Annotated in this window: 15 protein-coding genes; all 15 read left to right on the top strand. The window is 45.2% G+C overall.

The annotated features are described in order from the left end of the window. The first annotated feature begins 120 nt into the window (after positions 1-120). Positions 121-3702 carry a DNA-directed RNA polymerase subunit beta gene (gene rpoB, locus ACXN9U_RS13900; RefSeq protein WP_003156440.1) on the top strand — a complete coding sequence of 1194 codons (3582 nt, stop codon included), beginning with the start codon at positions 121-123 and terminating at the stop codon, positions 3700-3702. Between the two features lie 62 nt (positions 3703-3764). Then, positions 3765-7364, top strand: coding sequence for a DNA-directed RNA polymerase subunit beta' (gene rpoC, locus ACXN9U_RS13895; RefSeq protein WP_016935905.1), 3600 nt, complete (start codon positions 3765-3767; stop codon positions 7362-7364). Positions 7365-7532: 168 nt separating this feature from the next. Beyond that, positions 7533-7781: a 50S ribosomal protein L7ae-like protein gene (locus ACXN9U_RS13890; protein WP_045927004.1), complete on the top strand. Its 249-nt coding sequence runs from the start codon at positions 7533-7535 to the stop codon at positions 7779-7781. Between the two features lie 115 nt (positions 7782-7896). Further along, positions 7897-8313, top strand: coding sequence for a 30S ribosomal protein S12 (gene rpsL, locus ACXN9U_RS13885; protein WP_003156445.1), 417 nt, complete (start codon positions 7897-7899; stop codon positions 8311-8313). Positions 8314-8352: 39 nt separating this feature from the next. Further along, entirely contained in the window at positions 8353-8823 is a 471-nt protein-coding gene (gene rpsG / locus ACXN9U_RS13880) for a 30S ribosomal protein S7 (protein ID WP_003156447.1), read from the top strand. A 52-nt stretch (positions 8824-8875) separates the two neighbouring features. After that, entirely contained in the window at positions 8876-10954 is a 2079-nt protein-coding gene (gene fusA, locus ACXN9U_RS13875; RefSeq protein WP_060963747.1) for an elongation factor G, read from the top strand. Positions 10955-11073: 119 nt separating this feature from the next. Further along, complete coding sequence (gene tuf, locus ACXN9U_RS13870) at positions 11074-12264, top strand: elongation factor Tu (protein ID WP_003156451.1); 1191 nt, start codon at positions 11074-11076, stop codon at positions 12262-12264. Between the two features lie 104 nt (positions 12265-12368). Then, positions 12369-13334, top strand: coding sequence for an alpha/beta fold hydrolase (locus ACXN9U_RS13865; protein ID WP_060963746.1), 966 nt, complete (start codon positions 12369-12371; stop codon positions 13332-13334). A 248-nt stretch (positions 13335-13582) separates the two neighbouring features. After that, on the top strand, positions 13583-13891 hold the full coding sequence (gene rpsJ / locus ACXN9U_RS13860; protein ID WP_003156464.1) for a 30S ribosomal protein S10: 309 nt from the start codon (positions 13583-13585) through the stop codon (positions 13889-13891). Between the two features lie 39 nt (positions 13892-13930). Next, positions 13931-14560: a 50S ribosomal protein L3 gene (gene rplC, locus ACXN9U_RS13855; protein ID WP_007410402.1), complete on the top strand. Its 630-nt coding sequence runs from the start codon at positions 13931-13933 to the stop codon at positions 14558-14560. Between the two features lie 27 nt (positions 14561-14587). Continuing rightward, positions 14588-15211: a 50S ribosomal protein L4 gene (gene rplD, locus ACXN9U_RS13850; protein ID WP_016935901.1), complete on the top strand. Its 624-nt coding sequence runs from the start codon at positions 14588-14590 to the stop codon at positions 15209-15211. Further along, positions 15211-15498: a 50S ribosomal protein L23 gene (gene rplW, locus ACXN9U_RS13845; RefSeq protein WP_003156467.1), complete on the top strand. Its 288-nt coding sequence runs from the start codon at positions 15211-15213 to the stop codon at positions 15496-15498. Before rplD ends, rplW begins: the two co-directional genes overlap by 1 nt. 31 nt (positions 15499-15529) lie before the next feature. Further along, a complete protein-coding gene (gene rplB, locus ACXN9U_RS13840) occupies positions 15530-16363 on the top strand; it encodes a 50S ribosomal protein L2 (protein ID WP_003156470.1) in 834 nt (277 codons plus the stop codon). A 57-nt stretch (positions 16364-16420) separates the two neighbouring features. Then, a complete protein-coding gene (gene rpsS / locus ACXN9U_RS13835) occupies positions 16421-16699 on the top strand; it encodes a 30S ribosomal protein S19 (protein WP_003156472.1) in 279 nt (92 codons plus the stop codon). Between the two features lie 16 nt (positions 16700-16715). After that, a complete protein-coding gene (rplV, locus tag ACXN9U_RS13830; protein WP_003156475.1) occupies positions 16716-17057 on the top strand; it encodes a 50S ribosomal protein L22 in 342 nt (113 codons plus the stop codon).

Here is a 17057-nt window from a genome sequence, read left to right as displayed (position 1 = left end):
GTTTTTGGATGTGGTTTTCTTAATTAGAAACCCTTTTTTCTTTTGTCTTGTAAAAGTATTTCTTTATCGTAAGGAATGCTTATTACACATATAATACGCATGATTTGAGGGGTGAATCAGTTGACAGGTCAACTAGTTCAGTATGGACGACACCGCCAGCGCAGAAGCTATGCTCGCATTAGCGAAGTGTTAGAATTACCAAATCTCATTGAAATTCAAACCTCTTCTTATCAGTGGTTTCTTGATGAGGGTCTTAGAGAGATGTTTCAAGACATATCACCAATTGAGGATTTCACTGGTAACCTCTCTCTTGAGTTCATTGACTACAGTTTAGGAGATCCTAAGTATCCCGTTGAAGAGTCAAAAGAACGTGATGTGACTTACTCAGCTCCGCTGAGAGTGAAGGTTCGTTTAATTAACAAAGAAACTGGAGAGGTAAAAGACCAGGATGTCTTCATGGGTGATTTCCCTATTATGACAGATACCGGTACTTTTATCATCAACGGTGCAGAACGTGTTATCGTATCTCAGCTTGTTCGGTCTCCAAGTGTATATTTCAGTGGTAAAGTAGACAAAAACGGTAAAAAAGGTTTTACCGCGACTGTCATTCCAAACCGTGGCGCATGGTTAGAATACGAAACTGATGCGAAAGATGTTGTGTATGTCCGCATTGATCGCACACGTAAGTTGCCGGTTACGGTTCTTTTGCGTGCTCTCGGCTTCGGTTCCGATCAAGAGATTCTCGATCTCATTGGTGAGAACGAATATCTCCGCAATACACTGGATAAGGACAACACTGAAAACAGTGACAAAGCGCTTCTTGAAATCTATGAGCGCCTTCGTCCGGGAGAGCCGCCTACAGTAGAAAACGCAAAAAGTTTGCTGGATTCCCGTTTCTTTGATCCTAAGCGATACGACCTTGCGAATGTAGGACGCTATAAAATTAATAAAAAGCTTCATATCAAGAACCGTCTGTTTAACCAGCGCCTTGCAGAAACACTGGTGGATCCTGAAACAGGTGAAATCCTCGCTGAAAAAGGGCAGATTCTTGACAGAAGAACACTTGATAAAGTACTGCCATACTTAGAAAATGGAATCGGCTTCAGAAAACTTTATCCTAACGGCGGCGTTGTCGAGGATGAAGTGATGCTTCAATCCATTAAAATCTATGCTCCTACTGATGCAGAAGGAGAGCAGACGATCAATGTGATCGGCAATGCTTACATTGAAGAGGCGATTAAAAACATTACGCCTGCTGATATTATTTCTTCTATCAGCTACTTCTTCAACCTCTTGCACGGAGTGGGCGACACTGATGATATCGACCATCTCGGAAACCGACGCCTGCGTTCTGTAGGTGAGCTCCTGCAAAACCAATTCCGTATCGGTTTAAGCCGGATGGAACGTGTCGTACGTGAAAGAATGTCTATTCAAGACACAAATACAATCACGCCGCAGCAGCTGATTAACATCAGACCTGTTATTGCGTCTATTAAAGAGTTCTTCGGAAGCTCACAGCTTTCTCAATTCATGGATCAGACGAACCCGCTTGCTGAATTGACGCACAAACGCCGTCTGTCAGCTCTTGGACCGGGCGGTTTGACGCGTGAGCGTGCAGGTATGGAAGTACGTGACGTTCACTACTCTCACTACGGCCGTATGTGTCCGATTGAAACGCCTGAGGGCCCGAACATCGGTTTGATTAACTCATTGTCATCATTTGCGAAAGTAAACCGCTTTGGTTTCATTGAGACGCCATACCGCCGCGTTGATCCTGAAACAGGAAAAGTAACGCCTAGAATCGACTACTTGACTGCTGATGAAGAGGATAACTATGTCGTAGCCCAAGCGAACGCTAAGCTGAGCGATGACGGTTCTTTCTTGGATGACAGCATCGTAGCCCGTTTCAGAGGGGAAAACACCGTTGTAGCCCGCAACCGCGTGGATTACATGGACGTATCTCCTAAGCAGGTTGTATCTGCTGCGACAGCATGTATTCCGTTCTTGGAAAACGATGACTCGAACCGCGCCCTCATGGGAGCGAACATGCAGCGTCAGGCTGTGCCTTTGATGCAGCCGGAAGCTCCGATCGTCGGAACGGGTATGGAATACGTATCCGGTAAAGACTCCGGTGCAGCCGTTATTTGTAAACACCCTGGTATCGTTGAACGGGTGGAAGCGAAAAACGTATGGGTGCGCCGCTATGAAGAAATTGACGGCCAAAAAGTAAAAGGCAACCTGGATAAGTACAGCTTGCTGAAATTTGTCCGCTCCAACCAAGGTACGTGCTACAATCAGCGTCCGATCGTCAGTGTCGGCGATGAAGTAGTAAAAGGAGAAATCCTTGCTGACGGCCCTTCAATGGAGCTTGGTGAACTTGCTCTCGGCCGCAACGTAATGGTCGGCTTCATGACATGGGATGGTTACAACTATGAGGATGCCATCATCATGAGTGAACGCCTTGTGAAAGATGATGTATACACATCTATTCACATTGAAGAATATGAATCAGAAGCACGTGATACAAAGCTTGGACCGGAAGAGATCACCCGCGATATTCCAAACGTAGGGGAAGACGCGCTTCGCAACCTTGATGACCGCGGAATTATCCGTATCGGCGCGGAAGTCAACGACGGAGACCTTCTCGTAGGTAAAGTAACGCCTAAAGGTGTAACTGAGCTTACGGCTGAAGAACGCCTTCTGCATGCGATCTTTGGAGAAAAAGCGCGTGAAGTCCGTGATACTTCTCTCCGTGTGCCTCATGGCGGCGGCGGAATTATCCACGACGTAAAAGTCTTCAACCGTGAAGACGGAGACGAACTTCCTCCGGGAGTGAACCAGCTTGTACGCGTATATATCGTTCAGAAACGTAAGATTTCTGAAGGTGATAAAATGGCCGGACGTCACGGAAACAAAGGGGTTATCTCGAAGATTCTTCCTGAAGAAGATATGCCTTACCTTCCTGACGGCACGCCAATCGATATCATGCTTAACCCGCTGGGTGTACCATCACGTATGAATATCGGTCAGGTATTAGAACTTCACATGGGTATGGCTGCCCGCTACCTCGGCATTCACATCGCGTCACCTGTATTTGACGGCGCGCGTGAAGAAGATGTGTGGGAAACACTTGAAGAAGCAGGCATGTCAAGAGACGCTAAAACAGTGCTTTATGACGGCCGTACGGGAGAACCGTTCGACAACCGTGTATCTGTCGGAATCATGTACATGATCAAACTGGCACACATGGTTGATGATAAACTTCATGCCCGTTCTACAGGTCCTTACTCACTTGTTACGCAGCAGCCTCTCGGCGGTAAAGCCCAATTCGGCGGACAGCGTTTCGGTGAGATGGAGGTTTGGGCGCTTGAAGCTTACGGCGCAGCTTACACGCTTCAAGAAATCCTGACTGTGAAGTCCGATGACGTGGTCGGACGTGTGAAAACATATGAAGCCATCGTCAAAGGCGACAATGTTCCAGAGCCTGGTGTTCCGGAATCATTCAAAGTATTGATCAAAGAGCTTCAAAGCTTAGGTATGGACGTGAAAATCCTTTCAGGCGATGAAGAAGAAATAGAAATGAGAGATCTAGAAGACGAGGAAGATGCGAAACAAGCTGACGGCCTTGCATTATCAGGTGATGAAGCGCCGGAAGAAACAGCATCTCCAGACGTTGAACGTGACGCAGTAACGAAAGAATAGTCTGTGATTGATAAAGGCAAGTGACATCGGTTAATCCGAAGATAAAAAGGGAGGTAGGCCCCTTGCTAGATGTGAACAATTTTGAGTATATGAACATCGGTCTTGCTTCACCGGATAAAATCCGTTCATGGTCTTTTGGTGAAGTGAAAAAGCCTGAAACGATAAACTATCGTACATTGAAACCTGAAAAGGACGGCCTGTTCTGCGAACGCATTTTCGGACCGACTAAGGACTGGGAATGTCATTGCGGCAAGTACAAGCGGGTTCGTTATAAAGGCGTAGTTTGTGACCGTTGCGGAGTTGAAGTAACGCGGGCTAAAGTCCGTCGTGAGAGAATGGGGCATATTGAACTGGCTGCCCCGGTTTCTCACATTTGGTATTTCAAAGGTATTCCGAGCCGTATGGGTCTTGTATTGGATATGTCACCGCGTGCGTTGGAAGAAGTCATCTATTTTGCTTCTTACGTCGTAACTGACCCGGCCAATACACCGCTCGAAAAGAAACAGCTTTTATCCGAAAAGGAATACCGTGCGTATCTGGATAAGTACGGAAACAAATTCCAAGCCTCTATGGGTGCGGAAGCCATTAATAAACTTCTGCAGGACATCGACCTTGTCAAAGAAGTTGATATGTTAAAAGAAGAGCTGAAAACTTCTCAAGGCCAGCGCCGCACACGTGCGATCAAACGCCTTGAAGTGCTTGAAGCCTTCCGTAATTCAGGAAACAAGCCGTCTTGGATGATTCTCGATGTGCTTCCGGTTATTCCGCCTGAATTAAGACCGATGGTTCAGCTTGACGGCGGACGTTTCGCAACATCTGACCTGAATGACCTTTACCGTCGTGTCATCAACCGTAACAACCGTTTGAAACGCCTTTTGGACCTTGGTGCGCCAAGCATCATCGTTCAGAACGAAAAACGTATGCTTCAAGAGGCTGTCGATGCTTTAATTGACAACGGCCGCCGCGGACGTCCTGTAACAGGCCCTGGTAACAGACCGTTAAAATCTCTTTCTCACATGCTGAAAGGGAAACAAGGACGTTTCCGTCAAAACCTTCTTGGTAAACGTGTAGACTACTCAGGACGTTCCGTTATCGTCGTAGGTCCGCATCTGAAAATGTATCAGTGCGGATTGCCGAAGGAAATGGCGCTTGAGCTCTTCAAGCCATTCGTTATGAAAGAGCTTGTTGAAAAAGGTCTTGCTCACAACATCAAGAGCGCAAAACGCAAAATCGAACGCGTGCAGCCAGAAGTATGGGATGTACTTGAATCTGTCATTAAGGAGCATCCGGTCTTACTGAACCGTGCCCCTACGCTTCACAGATTAGGTATCCAGGCTTTCGAACCTACGCTTGTTGAAGGACGCGCCATCCGTCTTCACCCGTTAGTATGTACAGCTTATAACGCTGACTTTGACGGTGACCAAATGGCGGTTCACGTACCTTTATCAGCTGAGGCTCAAGCTGAAGCCCGCATTCTGATGCTTGCGGCCCAAAACATCTTGAACCCTAAAGATGGTAAACCGGTTGTTACGCCGTCTCAGGATATGGTATTAGGAAACTACTACCTGACACTTGAGCGCGCCGGAGCAGTCGGCGAGGGTATGGTCTTCAAAAATACGGATGAAGCGCTTCTTGCTTATCAAAACGGTTATGTCCACCTTCATACGAGAGTAGCTGTTGCAGCGAACTCCCTGAAGAATGTGACATTTACGGATGAGCAGCGTTCAAAACTGTTAATTACAACAGTCGGTAAGTTGGTCTTCAATGAAATTCTTCCTGAGTCATTCCCTTACATGAATGAACCTACGAAGAGCAACATTGAAGAGAAAACGCCTGACCGTTTCTTCTTAGATAAAGGTGCTGACGTAAAAGCTGTGATTGCAGAGCAGCCGATCAACGCACCGTTTAAAAAAGGTATTTTGGGTAAAATCATCGCGGAAATCTTTAAACGATTCCATATCACGGAAACGTCTAAGATGCTTGACCGCATGAAAAACCTCGGTTTCAGATATTCAACGAAAGCCGGTATCACGGTAGGGGTTTCTGATATCGTCGTTCTCGATGATAAGCAGGAAATCCTCGAAGAAGCACAAAGCAAAGTTGATAATGTCTTGAAACAGTTCAGACGCGGTTTAATCACCGAAGAAGAACGATATGAAAGAGTCATTTCAATTTGGAGTTCAGCGAAAGATGTTATCCAAGGCAAACTGATGAAATCATTAGACGAAGTCAACCCGATCTACATGATGAGTGACTCAGGAGCCCGTGGTAACGCATCTAACTTTACGCAGCTTGCGGGTATGCGCGGTCTGATGGCCAACCCGGCTGGACGAATCATTGAATTGCCTATCAAATCAAGTTTCCGTGAAGGTCTGACGGTATTGGAGTACTTTATCTCCACTCACGGTGCGCGTAAAGGTCTTGCCGATACCGCCCTGAAAACAGCTGACTCAGGTTACCTTACACGCCGTCTTGTTGATGTTGCGCAGGATGTTATCATTCGTGAAACAGATTGCGGAACTGACCGCGGTATTCTTGCAAAACCGCTTAAAGAGGGCACGGAAATCATCGAGCGTCTGGAAGAGCGTCTGATCGGACGTTTCGCCAGAAAACAGATCAAACATCCTGAGACGGGTGCTGTGCTCATTAACGAAAACGAATTGATCGATGAAGATAAAGCGCTGGAAATCGTTGAAGCCGGAATCGAAGAAGTGTGGATCCGTTCCGCGTTCACATGTAACACTCCTCATGGTGTATGTAAACGATGCTATGGACGAAACCTTGCAACCGGAACTGATGTTGAAGTCGGCGAAGCAGTAGGTATTATCGCTGCCCAATCTATCGGTGAGCCTGGAACACAGTTAACAATGCGTACGTTCCACACAGGCGGGGTTGCCGGAGACGATATCACACAAGGTCTTCCGCGTATCCAAGAGCTTTTCGAAGCGCGTAATCCTAAAGGTCAAGCGACAATTTCTGAGATTGACGGTACAATTGCCGAAATCAATGAAGTCCGCGACAAACAGCAGGAAATTGTTGTTCAAGGCGCTGTTGAGACACGTTCATACACAGCACCTTACAACTCACGCCTGAAAGTGGCTGAGGGAGATCAGATTACCCGCGGTCAAGTGCTGACAGAAGGTTCTATCGATCCGAAAGAACTTCTTAAAGTCACTGACCTGACAACGGTTCAAGAATATCTTCTGCATGAGGTTCAGAAGGTTTACCGTATGCAGGGGGTTGAAATCGGCGATAAACACGTAGAAGTAATGGTTCGCCAGATGCTTCGCAAAGTCCGTGTGATCGATGCCGGAGATACTGATGTTCTTCCTGGCACATTGCTTGATATTCACCAATTCACAGAAGCGAACAAAAAAGTGCTGCTTGAAGGCAACCGGCCTGCTACAGGGCGTCCTGTCCTTCTCGGTATCACGAAAGCTTCACTCGAGACAGATTCATTCTTGTCTGCCGCATCATTCCAAGAAACAACACGTGTTCTTACGGATGCTGCGATTAAAGGCAAGCGCGATGAGCTTCTCGGCCTGAAAGAAAATGTTATCATCGGTAAACTGGTTCCGGCCGGTACCGGTATGATGAATTACAGAAAAGTAAAACCTGTTTCAAACGTTCAGCCTTCGGAAGATATGGTTCCGGCTGAATAATAGAAACTGCTGCAGGAAAGGCTGTTTCGACAGCTTTTCCTCAGTATTACAATTATTCTGGCGGCGGACTGCACTAAAAAATGTCATACGATGTTGACATCCGTCTCGCAGAGTGATAATATAACCAAGGTGCTCGAAATAAAACCTGTTACTTTGGAGGATATGTTTATGTCTTATGATAAAGTATCACAGGCCAAATCAATTATTATTGGTACGAAGCAAACAGTGAAAGCTCTGAAACGAGGTTCAGTGAAGGAAGTCGTCGTGGCAAAAGACGCGGATACAGTTCTTACGGCTGGCGTGATCCAGCTTGCAAAGAACCGAGACATCGACGTCTGTATGGTAGATTCCATGAAAAAGCTCGGCAAAGCCTGCGGAATTGAAGTGGGAGCAGCAGCTGTTGCCATTATGTTATAGCGTACTTTTTGTTTTTATATAAGATGCCCATCTTGTGTAAAGACATTGTTTTTTGCCTAATGATGAACCACCTGGGTATGTGGGTTATAAAACGTAATGAAGGGAGGAACACAACATGCCTACAATTAATCAGCTAATTCGCAAGGGACGCGTGAGCAAAGTTGAAAACTCTAAGTCACCTGCACTAAACAAAGGATACAACAGCTTTAAAAAAGAGCACACTAACGTATCTTCTCCACAAAAACGCGGGGTATGTACTCGTGTGGGTACAATGACACCGAAAAAACCGAACTCAGCACTTCGTAAATATGCTCGTGTTCGTTTGACTAACGGAATCGAGGTTACTGCCTACATTCCTGGTATCGGTCACAACCTGCAAGAGCACAGCGTTGTACTGATCCGCGGCGGACGTGTAAAAGACTTACCGGGGGTACGCTACCACATCGTTCGTGGTGCGCTTGATACTGCCGGAGTTGAAAACCGTGCGCAAGGCCGTTCTAAGTACGGTACGAAACGCCCTAAAGCAAAGTAATTAAATAAATCATTAAAACTATGAAGGGAGGATATTCAGATGCCACGTAAAGGTCCTGTAGCAAAAAGAGATGTTTTACCTGATCCGCTTTACAACTCTAAGCTGGTATCCCGCCTGATCAACAAAATGATGATCGACGGTAAAAAAGGTAAATCTCAAACAATCCTATACAAGTCATTCGATATCATTAAAGAACGCACTGGCAATGATGCAATGGAGGTTTTCGAACAAGCATTGAAAAACATCATGCCTGTACTTGAAGTAAAAGCACGCCGTGTAGGTGGAGCTAACTACCAAGTGCCTGTAGAAGTTCGTCCTGAACGCCGTACAACTCTTGGTCTTCGCTGGTTGGTTAACTATGCGCGTCTTCGTGGAGAAAAAACAATGGAAGAGCGCCTGGCTAACGAAATTCTTGATGCAGCTAACAACACTGGTGCTGCCGTTAAGAAACGTGAAGACACTCACAAGATGGCAGAAGCGAACAAAGCATTTGCTCACTACCGCTGGTAGGATTCATATAATCAAAATAATAATTCCCTAATAAGGAAGGAGAAATTACCCAATGGCAAGAGAGTTCTCCTTAGAAAAAACTCGTAATATCGGGATCATGGCTCACATCGATGCCGGTAAAACGACGACTACAGAACGGATCTTGTTCTACACAGGCCGTATCCACAAAATTGGCGAAACTCACGAAGGTGCTTCGCAAATGGACTGGATGGAGCAGGAACAAGAACGCGGTATCACAATCACTTCTGCAGCAACAACTGCACAGTGGAAAGGTTACCGTGTAAACATCATCGATACACCGGGACACGTGGACTTCACAGTTGAAGTTGAACGTTCACTCCGTGTACTGGATGGTGCGGTTGCCGTACTTGATGCTCAATCAGGTGTTGAGCCTCAGACAGAAACTGTTTGGCGCCAGGCAACAACTTACGGAGTGCCGCGTGTTGTATTTGTCAACAAAATGGACAAAATCGGCGCAGACTTCCTTTACTCTGTAGGAACTTTAAGAGACCGTCTTCAAGCTAACGCTCACGCAATTCAATTGCCGATCGGTGCTGAAGACAACTTCGAAGGTATCATCGACTTAGTAGAAAACGTTGCGTATTTCTACGAAGATGACCTTGGAACTCGTTCAGATGCGAAAGAAATCCCTGAAGAGTACAAAGAACAAGCTGAAGAGCTTCGCAACAGCCTGATTGAAGCTGTAGCCGAGCTTGATGAAGAGCTTATGGAAAAGTACCTTGAAGGTGAAGAAATCACTATCCCTGAACTGAAAGCTGCAATTCGTAAAGGTACACTGAATGTTGAATTCTACCCTGTACTTGTTGGTTCTGCTTTCAAAAACAAAGGTGTTCAGCTTGTACTTGATGCTGTTCTTGACTACCTTCCTGCGCCAACTGATGTTGCTGCAATCAAAGGTGTACGTCCTGATACAGATGAAGAGATCGTTCGTCATTCTTCTGATGAAGAGCCATTCTCTGCACTTGCATTTAAAGTTATGACTGACCCTTATGTCGGTAAGCTGACGTTCTTCCGCGTATATTCCGGTACACTTGATTCCGGTTCATATGTAAAGAACTCTACAAAAGGCAAGCGTGAGCGCGTAGGACGTATCCTTCAAATGCACGCTAACAGCCGTGAAGAGATCTCTACTGTTTACGCTGGAGACATCGCAGCTGCTGTAGGTCTAAAAGATACTTCTACTGGAGATACTCTTTGTGATGAGAAGGATCTTGTAATCCTTGAATCCATGGAATTCCCAGAGCCAGTTATCGACGTAGCGATTGAGCCTAAATCAAAAGCTGACCAAGATAAAATGGGTATCGCTTTAGCAAAACTTGCTGAAGAGGATCCTACATTCCGCACACAAACAAACCCTGAAACGGGTCAAACAATCATCTCTGGTATGGGTGAGCTTCACCTTGATATCATTGTTGATCGTATGAAGCGTGAGTTCAAAGTTGAAGCTAACGTTGGTGCTCCTCAAGTTGCGTACCGTGAGACATTCCGTACCGGTGCAAAAGTTGAAGGTAAATTCGTACGTCAATCAGGCGGACGCGGTCAGTTCGGTCACGTTTGGATCGAATTTGAACCGAACGAAGAAGGCGCAGGCTTTGAATTCGAAAACGCAATCGTCGGTGGTGTTGTTCCTCGTGAATACATCCCAGCCGTACAAGCAGGTCTTGAAGACTCTCTTGAAAATGGTGTCCTAGCAGGATTCCCGCTAATCGACATCAAGGCGAAACTTTTTGATGGATCTTACCATGATGTTGACTCAAACGAAATGGCGTTTAAAGTCGCTGCTTCTATGGCATTGAAAAATGCAGTCAGCAAATGTAACCCAGTTCTTCTTGAACCAGTCATGAAAGTTGAAGTGGTTATTCCTGAAGAATACATGGGAGACATCATGGGCGATATTACTTCTCGCCGCGGACGCGTAGAAGGTATGGAAGCGCGCGGTAACGCTCAAGTTGTGCGTGCGATGGTACCTCTTGCTGAAATGTTCGGTTACGCTACTGCCCTTCGTTCTAACACGCAAGGTCGCGGTACGTTCACTATGTTCATGGATCACTACGAAGAAGTGCCGAAGAGCATTGCTGAAGAAATTATCAAAAAAAATAAAGGCGAATAATTGATTTTGCCACTTAACTCAAGTATAACTACTATTGTAAGATGAGGAAGTGAAAGCTTGCTTTCACTTTCTATCACTCTATACATCACTAATTAAAAGCTCTTAAGGAGGATTTTAGAATGGCTAAAGAAAAATTCGACCGTTCCAAATCACATGCCAATATCGGTACAATTGGACACGTTGACCATGGTAAAACAACATTAACTGCTGCTATCTCAACAGTACTTCATAAGAAATCTGGTAAAGGTACAGCTATGGCGTACGATCAAATTGATGGTGCTCCAGAAGAACGTGAGCGCGGTATCACAATCTCTACTGCACACGTTGAGTACGAAACTGACACTCGTCACTATGCACACGTTGACTGCCCAGGACACGCTGACTATGTTAAAAACATGATCACTGGTGCTGCGCAAATGGACGGAGCTATCCTTGTAGTATCTGCTGCTGATGGCCCAATGCCACAAACTCGTGAGCACATCCTTCTTTCTAAAAACGTTGGTGTACCATACATCGTTGTATTCCTTAACAAATGCGACATGGTAGACGACGAAGAGCTTCTTGAGCTTGTTGAAATGGAAGTTCGCGATCTTCTTAGCGAATACGACTTCCCTGGTGACGATGTACCAGTTGTTAAAGGTTCTGCTCTTAAAGCTCTTGAAGGCGACGCTGAGTACGAAGAAAAAATTCTTGAACTAATGGCTGCAGTTGACGAGTACATCCCAACTCCAGAACGCGACACTGAAAAACCATTCATGATGCCAGTTGAGGACGTATTCTCAATCACTGGTCGTGGTACAGTTGCTACTGGCCGTGTAGAACGCGGACAAGTTAAAGTCGGTGACGAAGTTGAAATCATCGGTCTTCAAGAAGAAAACAGCAAAACAACTGTTACAGGTGTTGAAATGTTCCGTAAGCTTCTTGATTACGCTGAAGCTGGAGACAACATCGGTGCACTTCTTCGCGGTGTAGCTCGTGAAGACATCCAACGTGGGCAAGTACTTGCTAAACCAGGTACAATCACTCCACACAGCAAATTCAAAGCTGAAGTTTACGTTCTTTCTAAAGAAGAGGGTGGACGTCATACTCCATTCTTCTCTAACTACCGTCCTCAGTTCTACTTCCGTACAACTGACGTAACTGGTATCATCAATCTTCCAGAAGGCGTAGAAATGGTTATGCCTGGAGATAACACTGAAATGATCGTTGAACTTATCTCTACAATCGCTATCGAAGAAGGAACTCGTTTCTCTATTCGTGAAGGCGGACGTACAGTTGGTTCAGGCGTTGTTTCTACAATCACTGAGTAATCGACTCGTTTATACATGCGGGGTCCCTTATGGGGCCTCGTTTTTTTTGTTTCCCGGCTGATTCAATGTATAATAGAGATTATACAAATTTTAGGAGCAGAGTGATGAATGATAACTTCAAGACAAACAAACGGATTTCAATGCTTCAGCAATTGCTGATTAACGACTGCGAACAGACCGTTATGATTAATGGCGACGACAGGAGTAATCCGCTGCTTCTGTTTTTGCACGGCGGCCCCGGCACCCCTCAAATCGGCTATGCGAGAAAATACCAAAAAAAGCTGGAAGAGCATTTCACTGTTGTGAACTGGGATCAGAGAGGGGCGGGACTCTCGTATTCAAAAGATATTCCAGAATCATCTATGACTTTGGATCAGCTGACGGCCGACACCATTCATTTGACCGAACGTTTATGTAAGCAATTCGGCAGGCAAAAAGTATATATCGCAGGCTATTCGTGGGGATCAGTTTTGGCGCTTCACGTTCTTCAAAAGAGATCTGATTTGTATTATGCGTATATCGGTATCAGTCAAGTGGTTAATATCCAAAAGGAGGAAGCAGAAGCTTACCGGCAGCTGACAGCATGGAGCAGGGAGCGTAAGCACCGCCTGCTGCAAAAGACGCTGGATTTTATCGGTGCACCTCCATGGGACGGACAGGTGCAGCGGTCTTTGTTTCTGCTTTGTATCGAGATGAAGGGAGGAGGCTTCACCCACAATCCGATCGGCGCTCTAAAAGCAGGCGGACGAATGCTGTTTGGGGAACCGTACGGTGTGAGAGGGAGCTTTTTGGCTGCGCGGGGACAAATGTTCAGCCTGAAACATCTGTGGGAGGATCTCATTTTCTTTGATGCCGGGAAATCAGTTTCTTCTATTGAAATACCATGCTGTTTTATGTCAGGCAAATTCGATTTGACGGTTCCGGGAACGACATCTTACGAATATTATCAGAAGGTTGAAGCGCCGTATAAAGAATGGCACTGGTTTGAAAACTCAGCCCATTCGCCTCACTTGGAGGAGCCTGACCGCTTTGCCGAAGTTGTCAGCCGATTCGCATCTTTCCATCTCTGAAAGAAAACAGGCATATCCTTGATTAATCAAGACATCACCTGTATAATAATCAAAGTGTGAAAACCACAAGGTTCTTCAAATAAACCTTGCAACATACGTCTATTTTCTGTATAATAGTGTATGTTGGTCTTTGACTGCGATGAAGTGAGAGGTTGCTGACACACCCGGCCGCTTTGCCATGGCAAGGTGATCAGGTTTTTCTCACGGAGAACTGTCTAACGTGATGTAGGCGAAAAGGAGGGAAAATAATGGCAAAACAAAAAATTCGTATTCGTTTAAAAGCATATGATCATAGAATCCTTGATCAATCTGCAGAGAAGATTGTTGAAACGGCAAAACGTTCTGGTGCCAGCGTATCTGGTCCGATTCCGTTGCCAACTGAAAAATCAGTTTACACAATCCTTCGTGCGGTGCACAAATACAAAGATTCTCGTGAGCAATTTGAAATGCGTACACATAAACGTTTAATCGACATTGTGAACCCAACACCACAAACTGTTGATGCTCTCATGCGATTAGACTTACCATCTGGTGTCGATATCGAAATCAAACTTTAATTCAAAAATATAGAATGATCTTAATAGGAGGTGTGACGAATGACCAAAGGAATCTTAGGAAGAAAAATTGGTATGACGCAAGTATTCGCAGAGAACGGTGATCTTATCCCGGTAACTGTTATTGAAGCAGCTCCAAACGTTGTTCTTCAAAAGAAAACAGCTGAAAACGATGGCTATGAAGCGATCCAGCTTGGTTTTGACGATAAGCGTGAAAAGCTTTCAAACAAACCGGAAAAAGGACACGTTGCAAAAGCGGAAACTGCTCCTAAGCGCTTCGTTAAAGAATTACGCGGCGTGGATATGGATGCGTATGAAATTGGTCAGGAAGTCAAGGTTGAAATTTTCTCTGCAGGAGAAATCGTAGATGTAACAGGAGTATCTAAAGGTAAAGGTTTCCAAGGTGCGATCAAGCGCCACGGACAATCTCGCGGACCTATGTCTCACGGTTCACGCTACCACCGTCGTCCTGGTTCAATGGGACCTGTAGATCCTAACCGTGTATTCAAAGGTAAACTATTACCTGGACGCATGGGCGGAGATCAAATCACTGTCCAAAACCTTGAAATCGTAAAAGTTGATGCTGAGCGCAATCTTCTTTTGATTAAAGGTAACGTACCTGGTGCGAGAAAAACTTTAATCACTGTAAAAAGTGCTGTTAAATCTAAATAAGTCTCTTAGGAAAGGAGGAAATTGATCATGCCAAAAGTAGCATTATACAACCAAAACGGTTCTACTGCTGGTGATATCGAATTAAACGCTTCTGTATTTGGAATTGAGCCAAATGAGAGCGTAGTATTCGACGCTATTCTTATGCAAAGAGCTTCCTTACGTCAAGGATCTCACAAAGTAAAAAATCGTTCTGAAGTACGCGGCGGAGGTCGCAAACCATGGCGTCAAAAAGGTACAGGTCGTGCCCGTCAAGGTTCAATCCGTTCACCGCAATGGCGCGGAGGTGGTGTCGTATTCGGCCCAACACCACGCAGCTATTCTTACAAATTACCTAAAAAAGTTCGCCGCTTGGCAATCAAATCAGTATTGTCTTCTAAAGTGAACGACAACAACATTATTGTTCTTGAAGATCTTACTCTTGATACGGTTAAAACAAAAGAAATGACAGCTATCCTTAAAGGATTGTCTGTTGAGAAAAAAGCTTTAATCGTAACTGCGGATGCAAACGAAGCAGTATCTCTTTCTGCACGCAACATCCCTGGAGTTACAGTTGTTCAAGCTAACGGAATCAACGTGTTAGACGTTGTCAACCACGAGAAGCTTCTGATTACAAAAGCTGCGGTTGAAAAAGTAGAGGAGGTGCTTGCATAATGAAAGATCCTCGTGATGTTCTTAAGCGCCCCGTCATTACTGAACGTTCTGCTGATTTAATGACTGAAAAGAAATATACTTTTGAAGTTGATGTAAGAGCTAATAAAACAGAAGTGAAAGATGCAGTTGAAAGTATCTTTGGAGTGAAAGTTGACAAAGTCAACATCATGAACTACAAAGGGAAATCAAAACGTGTCGGCCGCTATACTGGTATGACTAGCCGTCGCAGAAAAGCGATCGTAAAACTTACTGCAGACAGCAAAGAAATCGAAATTTTTGAAGCTTAATTATCTGTAAAAAGAAGGAGGGAAATTCAAAATGGCGATTAAAAAGTATAAACCGACCTCTAACGGACGTCGTGGCATGACAACTTCAGATTTTGCTGAAATCACGACTGACCAGCCGGAAAAATCCTTGCTTGCTCCCCTTCACAAAAAAGGCGGACGTAACAACCAAGGTAAATTGACTGTACGTCACCAAGGTGGCGGACACAAACGCCAATACCGTGTTATCGACTTCAAACGCGATAAAGATGGTATACCTGGACGCGTTGCTACAGTTGAATACGATCCAAACCGTTCAGCTAACATCGCACTAATCAACTATGTAGACGGAGAAAAACGTTACATTCTTGCACCAAAAGGAATTCAAGTAGGTACTGAAATCATGTCCGGCCCTGAAGCTGACATCAAAGTAGGTAACGCACTTCCGCTTATCAACATCCCTGTTGGTACTGTTGTGCATAACATTGAATTAAAACCTGGTAAAGGCGGACAGCTTGTACGTTCAGCTGGTACATCTGCTCAGGTTCTTGGTAAAGAAGGCAAATACGTTCTTGTACGTCTTAACTCTGGTGAAGTTCGCATGATCCTTTCTGCTTGCCGCGCTTCTATCGGTCAAGTAGGTAACGAGCAGCACGAACTTATCAACGTTGGTAAAGCAGGACGCTCTCGCTGGAAAGGCATCCGCCCTACAGTCCGCGGTTCTGTAATGAACCCTAACGATCACCCGCACGGTGGTGGTGAAGGTCGCGCGCCAATCGGACGTAAATCACCAATGTCTCCTTGGGGCAAACCGACTCTTGGATTCAAGACACGTAAGAAAAAGAACAAATCTGATAAATTTATCGTACGTCGTCGTAAAAATAAATAACGGGGTTGTCTACGGTTCATTTCGGACCGTAGTGCAATCACGAAGGGAGGTTCCAAAATGGCTCGCAGCTTGAAAAAAGGACCATTTGTCGATGGACACTTGATGACAAAAATCGAGAAATTAAATGAAACGGACAAGAAACAAGTTGTAAAAACTTGGTCTCGCCGTTCAACTATTTTCCCACAATTTATCGGTCACACAATCGCAGTATATGACGGACGTAAACACGTGCCTGTATTCATTTCTGAAGACATGGTAGGCCACAAGTTGGGCGAATTCGCACCGACTCGTACTTACAAAGGCCACGCCAGTGACGATAAAAAAACAAGACGCTAAGAGAGGAGGCTTTTAAATGCAAGCTAAAGCTGTTGCAAGAACAGTCCGTATTGCTCCTCGTAAAGCACGTCTAGTAATGGACCTGATTCGAGGTAAGCAAGTAGGCGAAGCAGTATCTATCTTGAACCTAACACCGAGAGCTGCTTCTCCAATCATCGAAAAAGTTTTAAAATCTGCTATCGCAAATGCTGAGCACAACTACGAGATGGACGCTAACAATCTGGTTATTTCTCAGGCATTTGTTGACGAAGGCCCAACGTTAAAAAGATTCCGCCCGCGTGCTATGGGACGTGCGAGCCAAATCAACAAACGTACGAGCCACATTACAATCGTTGTATCAGAAAAGAAGGAGGGATAA

The organism is Bacillus sp. BACIII, from assembly GCF_057836745.1.
This window is presented reverse-complemented; position numbering and strand designations above follow the sequence as displayed.

Coding starts and splice junctions, on each gene's coding strand:
- rpsS (WP_003156472.1), top strand. CDS start 16,421: ATGGCTCGCAGCTTGAAAAAAGGACCATTTGTCGATGGACACTTGATG.
- rplD (WP_016935901.1), top strand. CDS start 14,588: ATGCCAAAAGTAGCATTATACAACCAAAACGGTTCTACTGCTGGTGAT.
- rplB (WP_003156470.1), top strand. CDS start 15,530: ATGGCGATTAAAAAGTATAAACCGACCTCTAACGGACGTCGTGGCATG.
- rplC (WP_007410402.1), top strand. CDS start 13,931: ATGACCAAAGGAATCTTAGGAAGAAAAATTGGTATGACGCAAGTATTC.
- rpsJ (WP_003156464.1), top strand. CDS start 13,583: ATGGCAAAACAAAAAATTCGTATTCGTTTAAAAGCATATGATCATAGA.
- fusA (WP_060963747.1), top strand. CDS start 8,876: ATGGCAAGAGAGTTCTCCTTAGAAAAAACTCGTAATATCGGGATCATG.
- tuf (WP_003156451.1), top strand. CDS start 11,074: ATGGCTAAAGAAAAATTCGACCGTTCCAAATCACATGCCAATATCGGT.
- rpsL (WP_003156445.1), top strand. CDS start 7,897: ATGCCTACAATTAATCAGCTAATTCGCAAGGGACGCGTGAGCAAAGTT.
- rplV (WP_003156475.1), top strand. CDS start 16,716: ATGCAAGCTAAAGCTGTTGCAAGAACAGTCCGTATTGCTCCTCGTAAA.
- rpsG (WP_003156447.1), top strand. CDS start 8,353: ATGCCACGTAAAGGTCCTGTAGCAAAAAGAGATGTTTTACCTGATCCG.
- ACXN9U_RS13890 (WP_045927004.1), top strand. CDS start 7,533: ATGTCTTATGATAAAGTATCACAGGCCAAATCAATTATTATTGGTACG.
- rplW (WP_003156467.1), top strand. CDS start 15,211: ATGAAAGATCCTCGTGATGTTCTTAAGCGCCCCGTCATTACTGAACGT.
- ACXN9U_RS13865 (WP_060963746.1), top strand. CDS start 12,369: ATGAATGATAACTTCAAGACAAACAAACGGATTTCAATGCTTCAGCAA.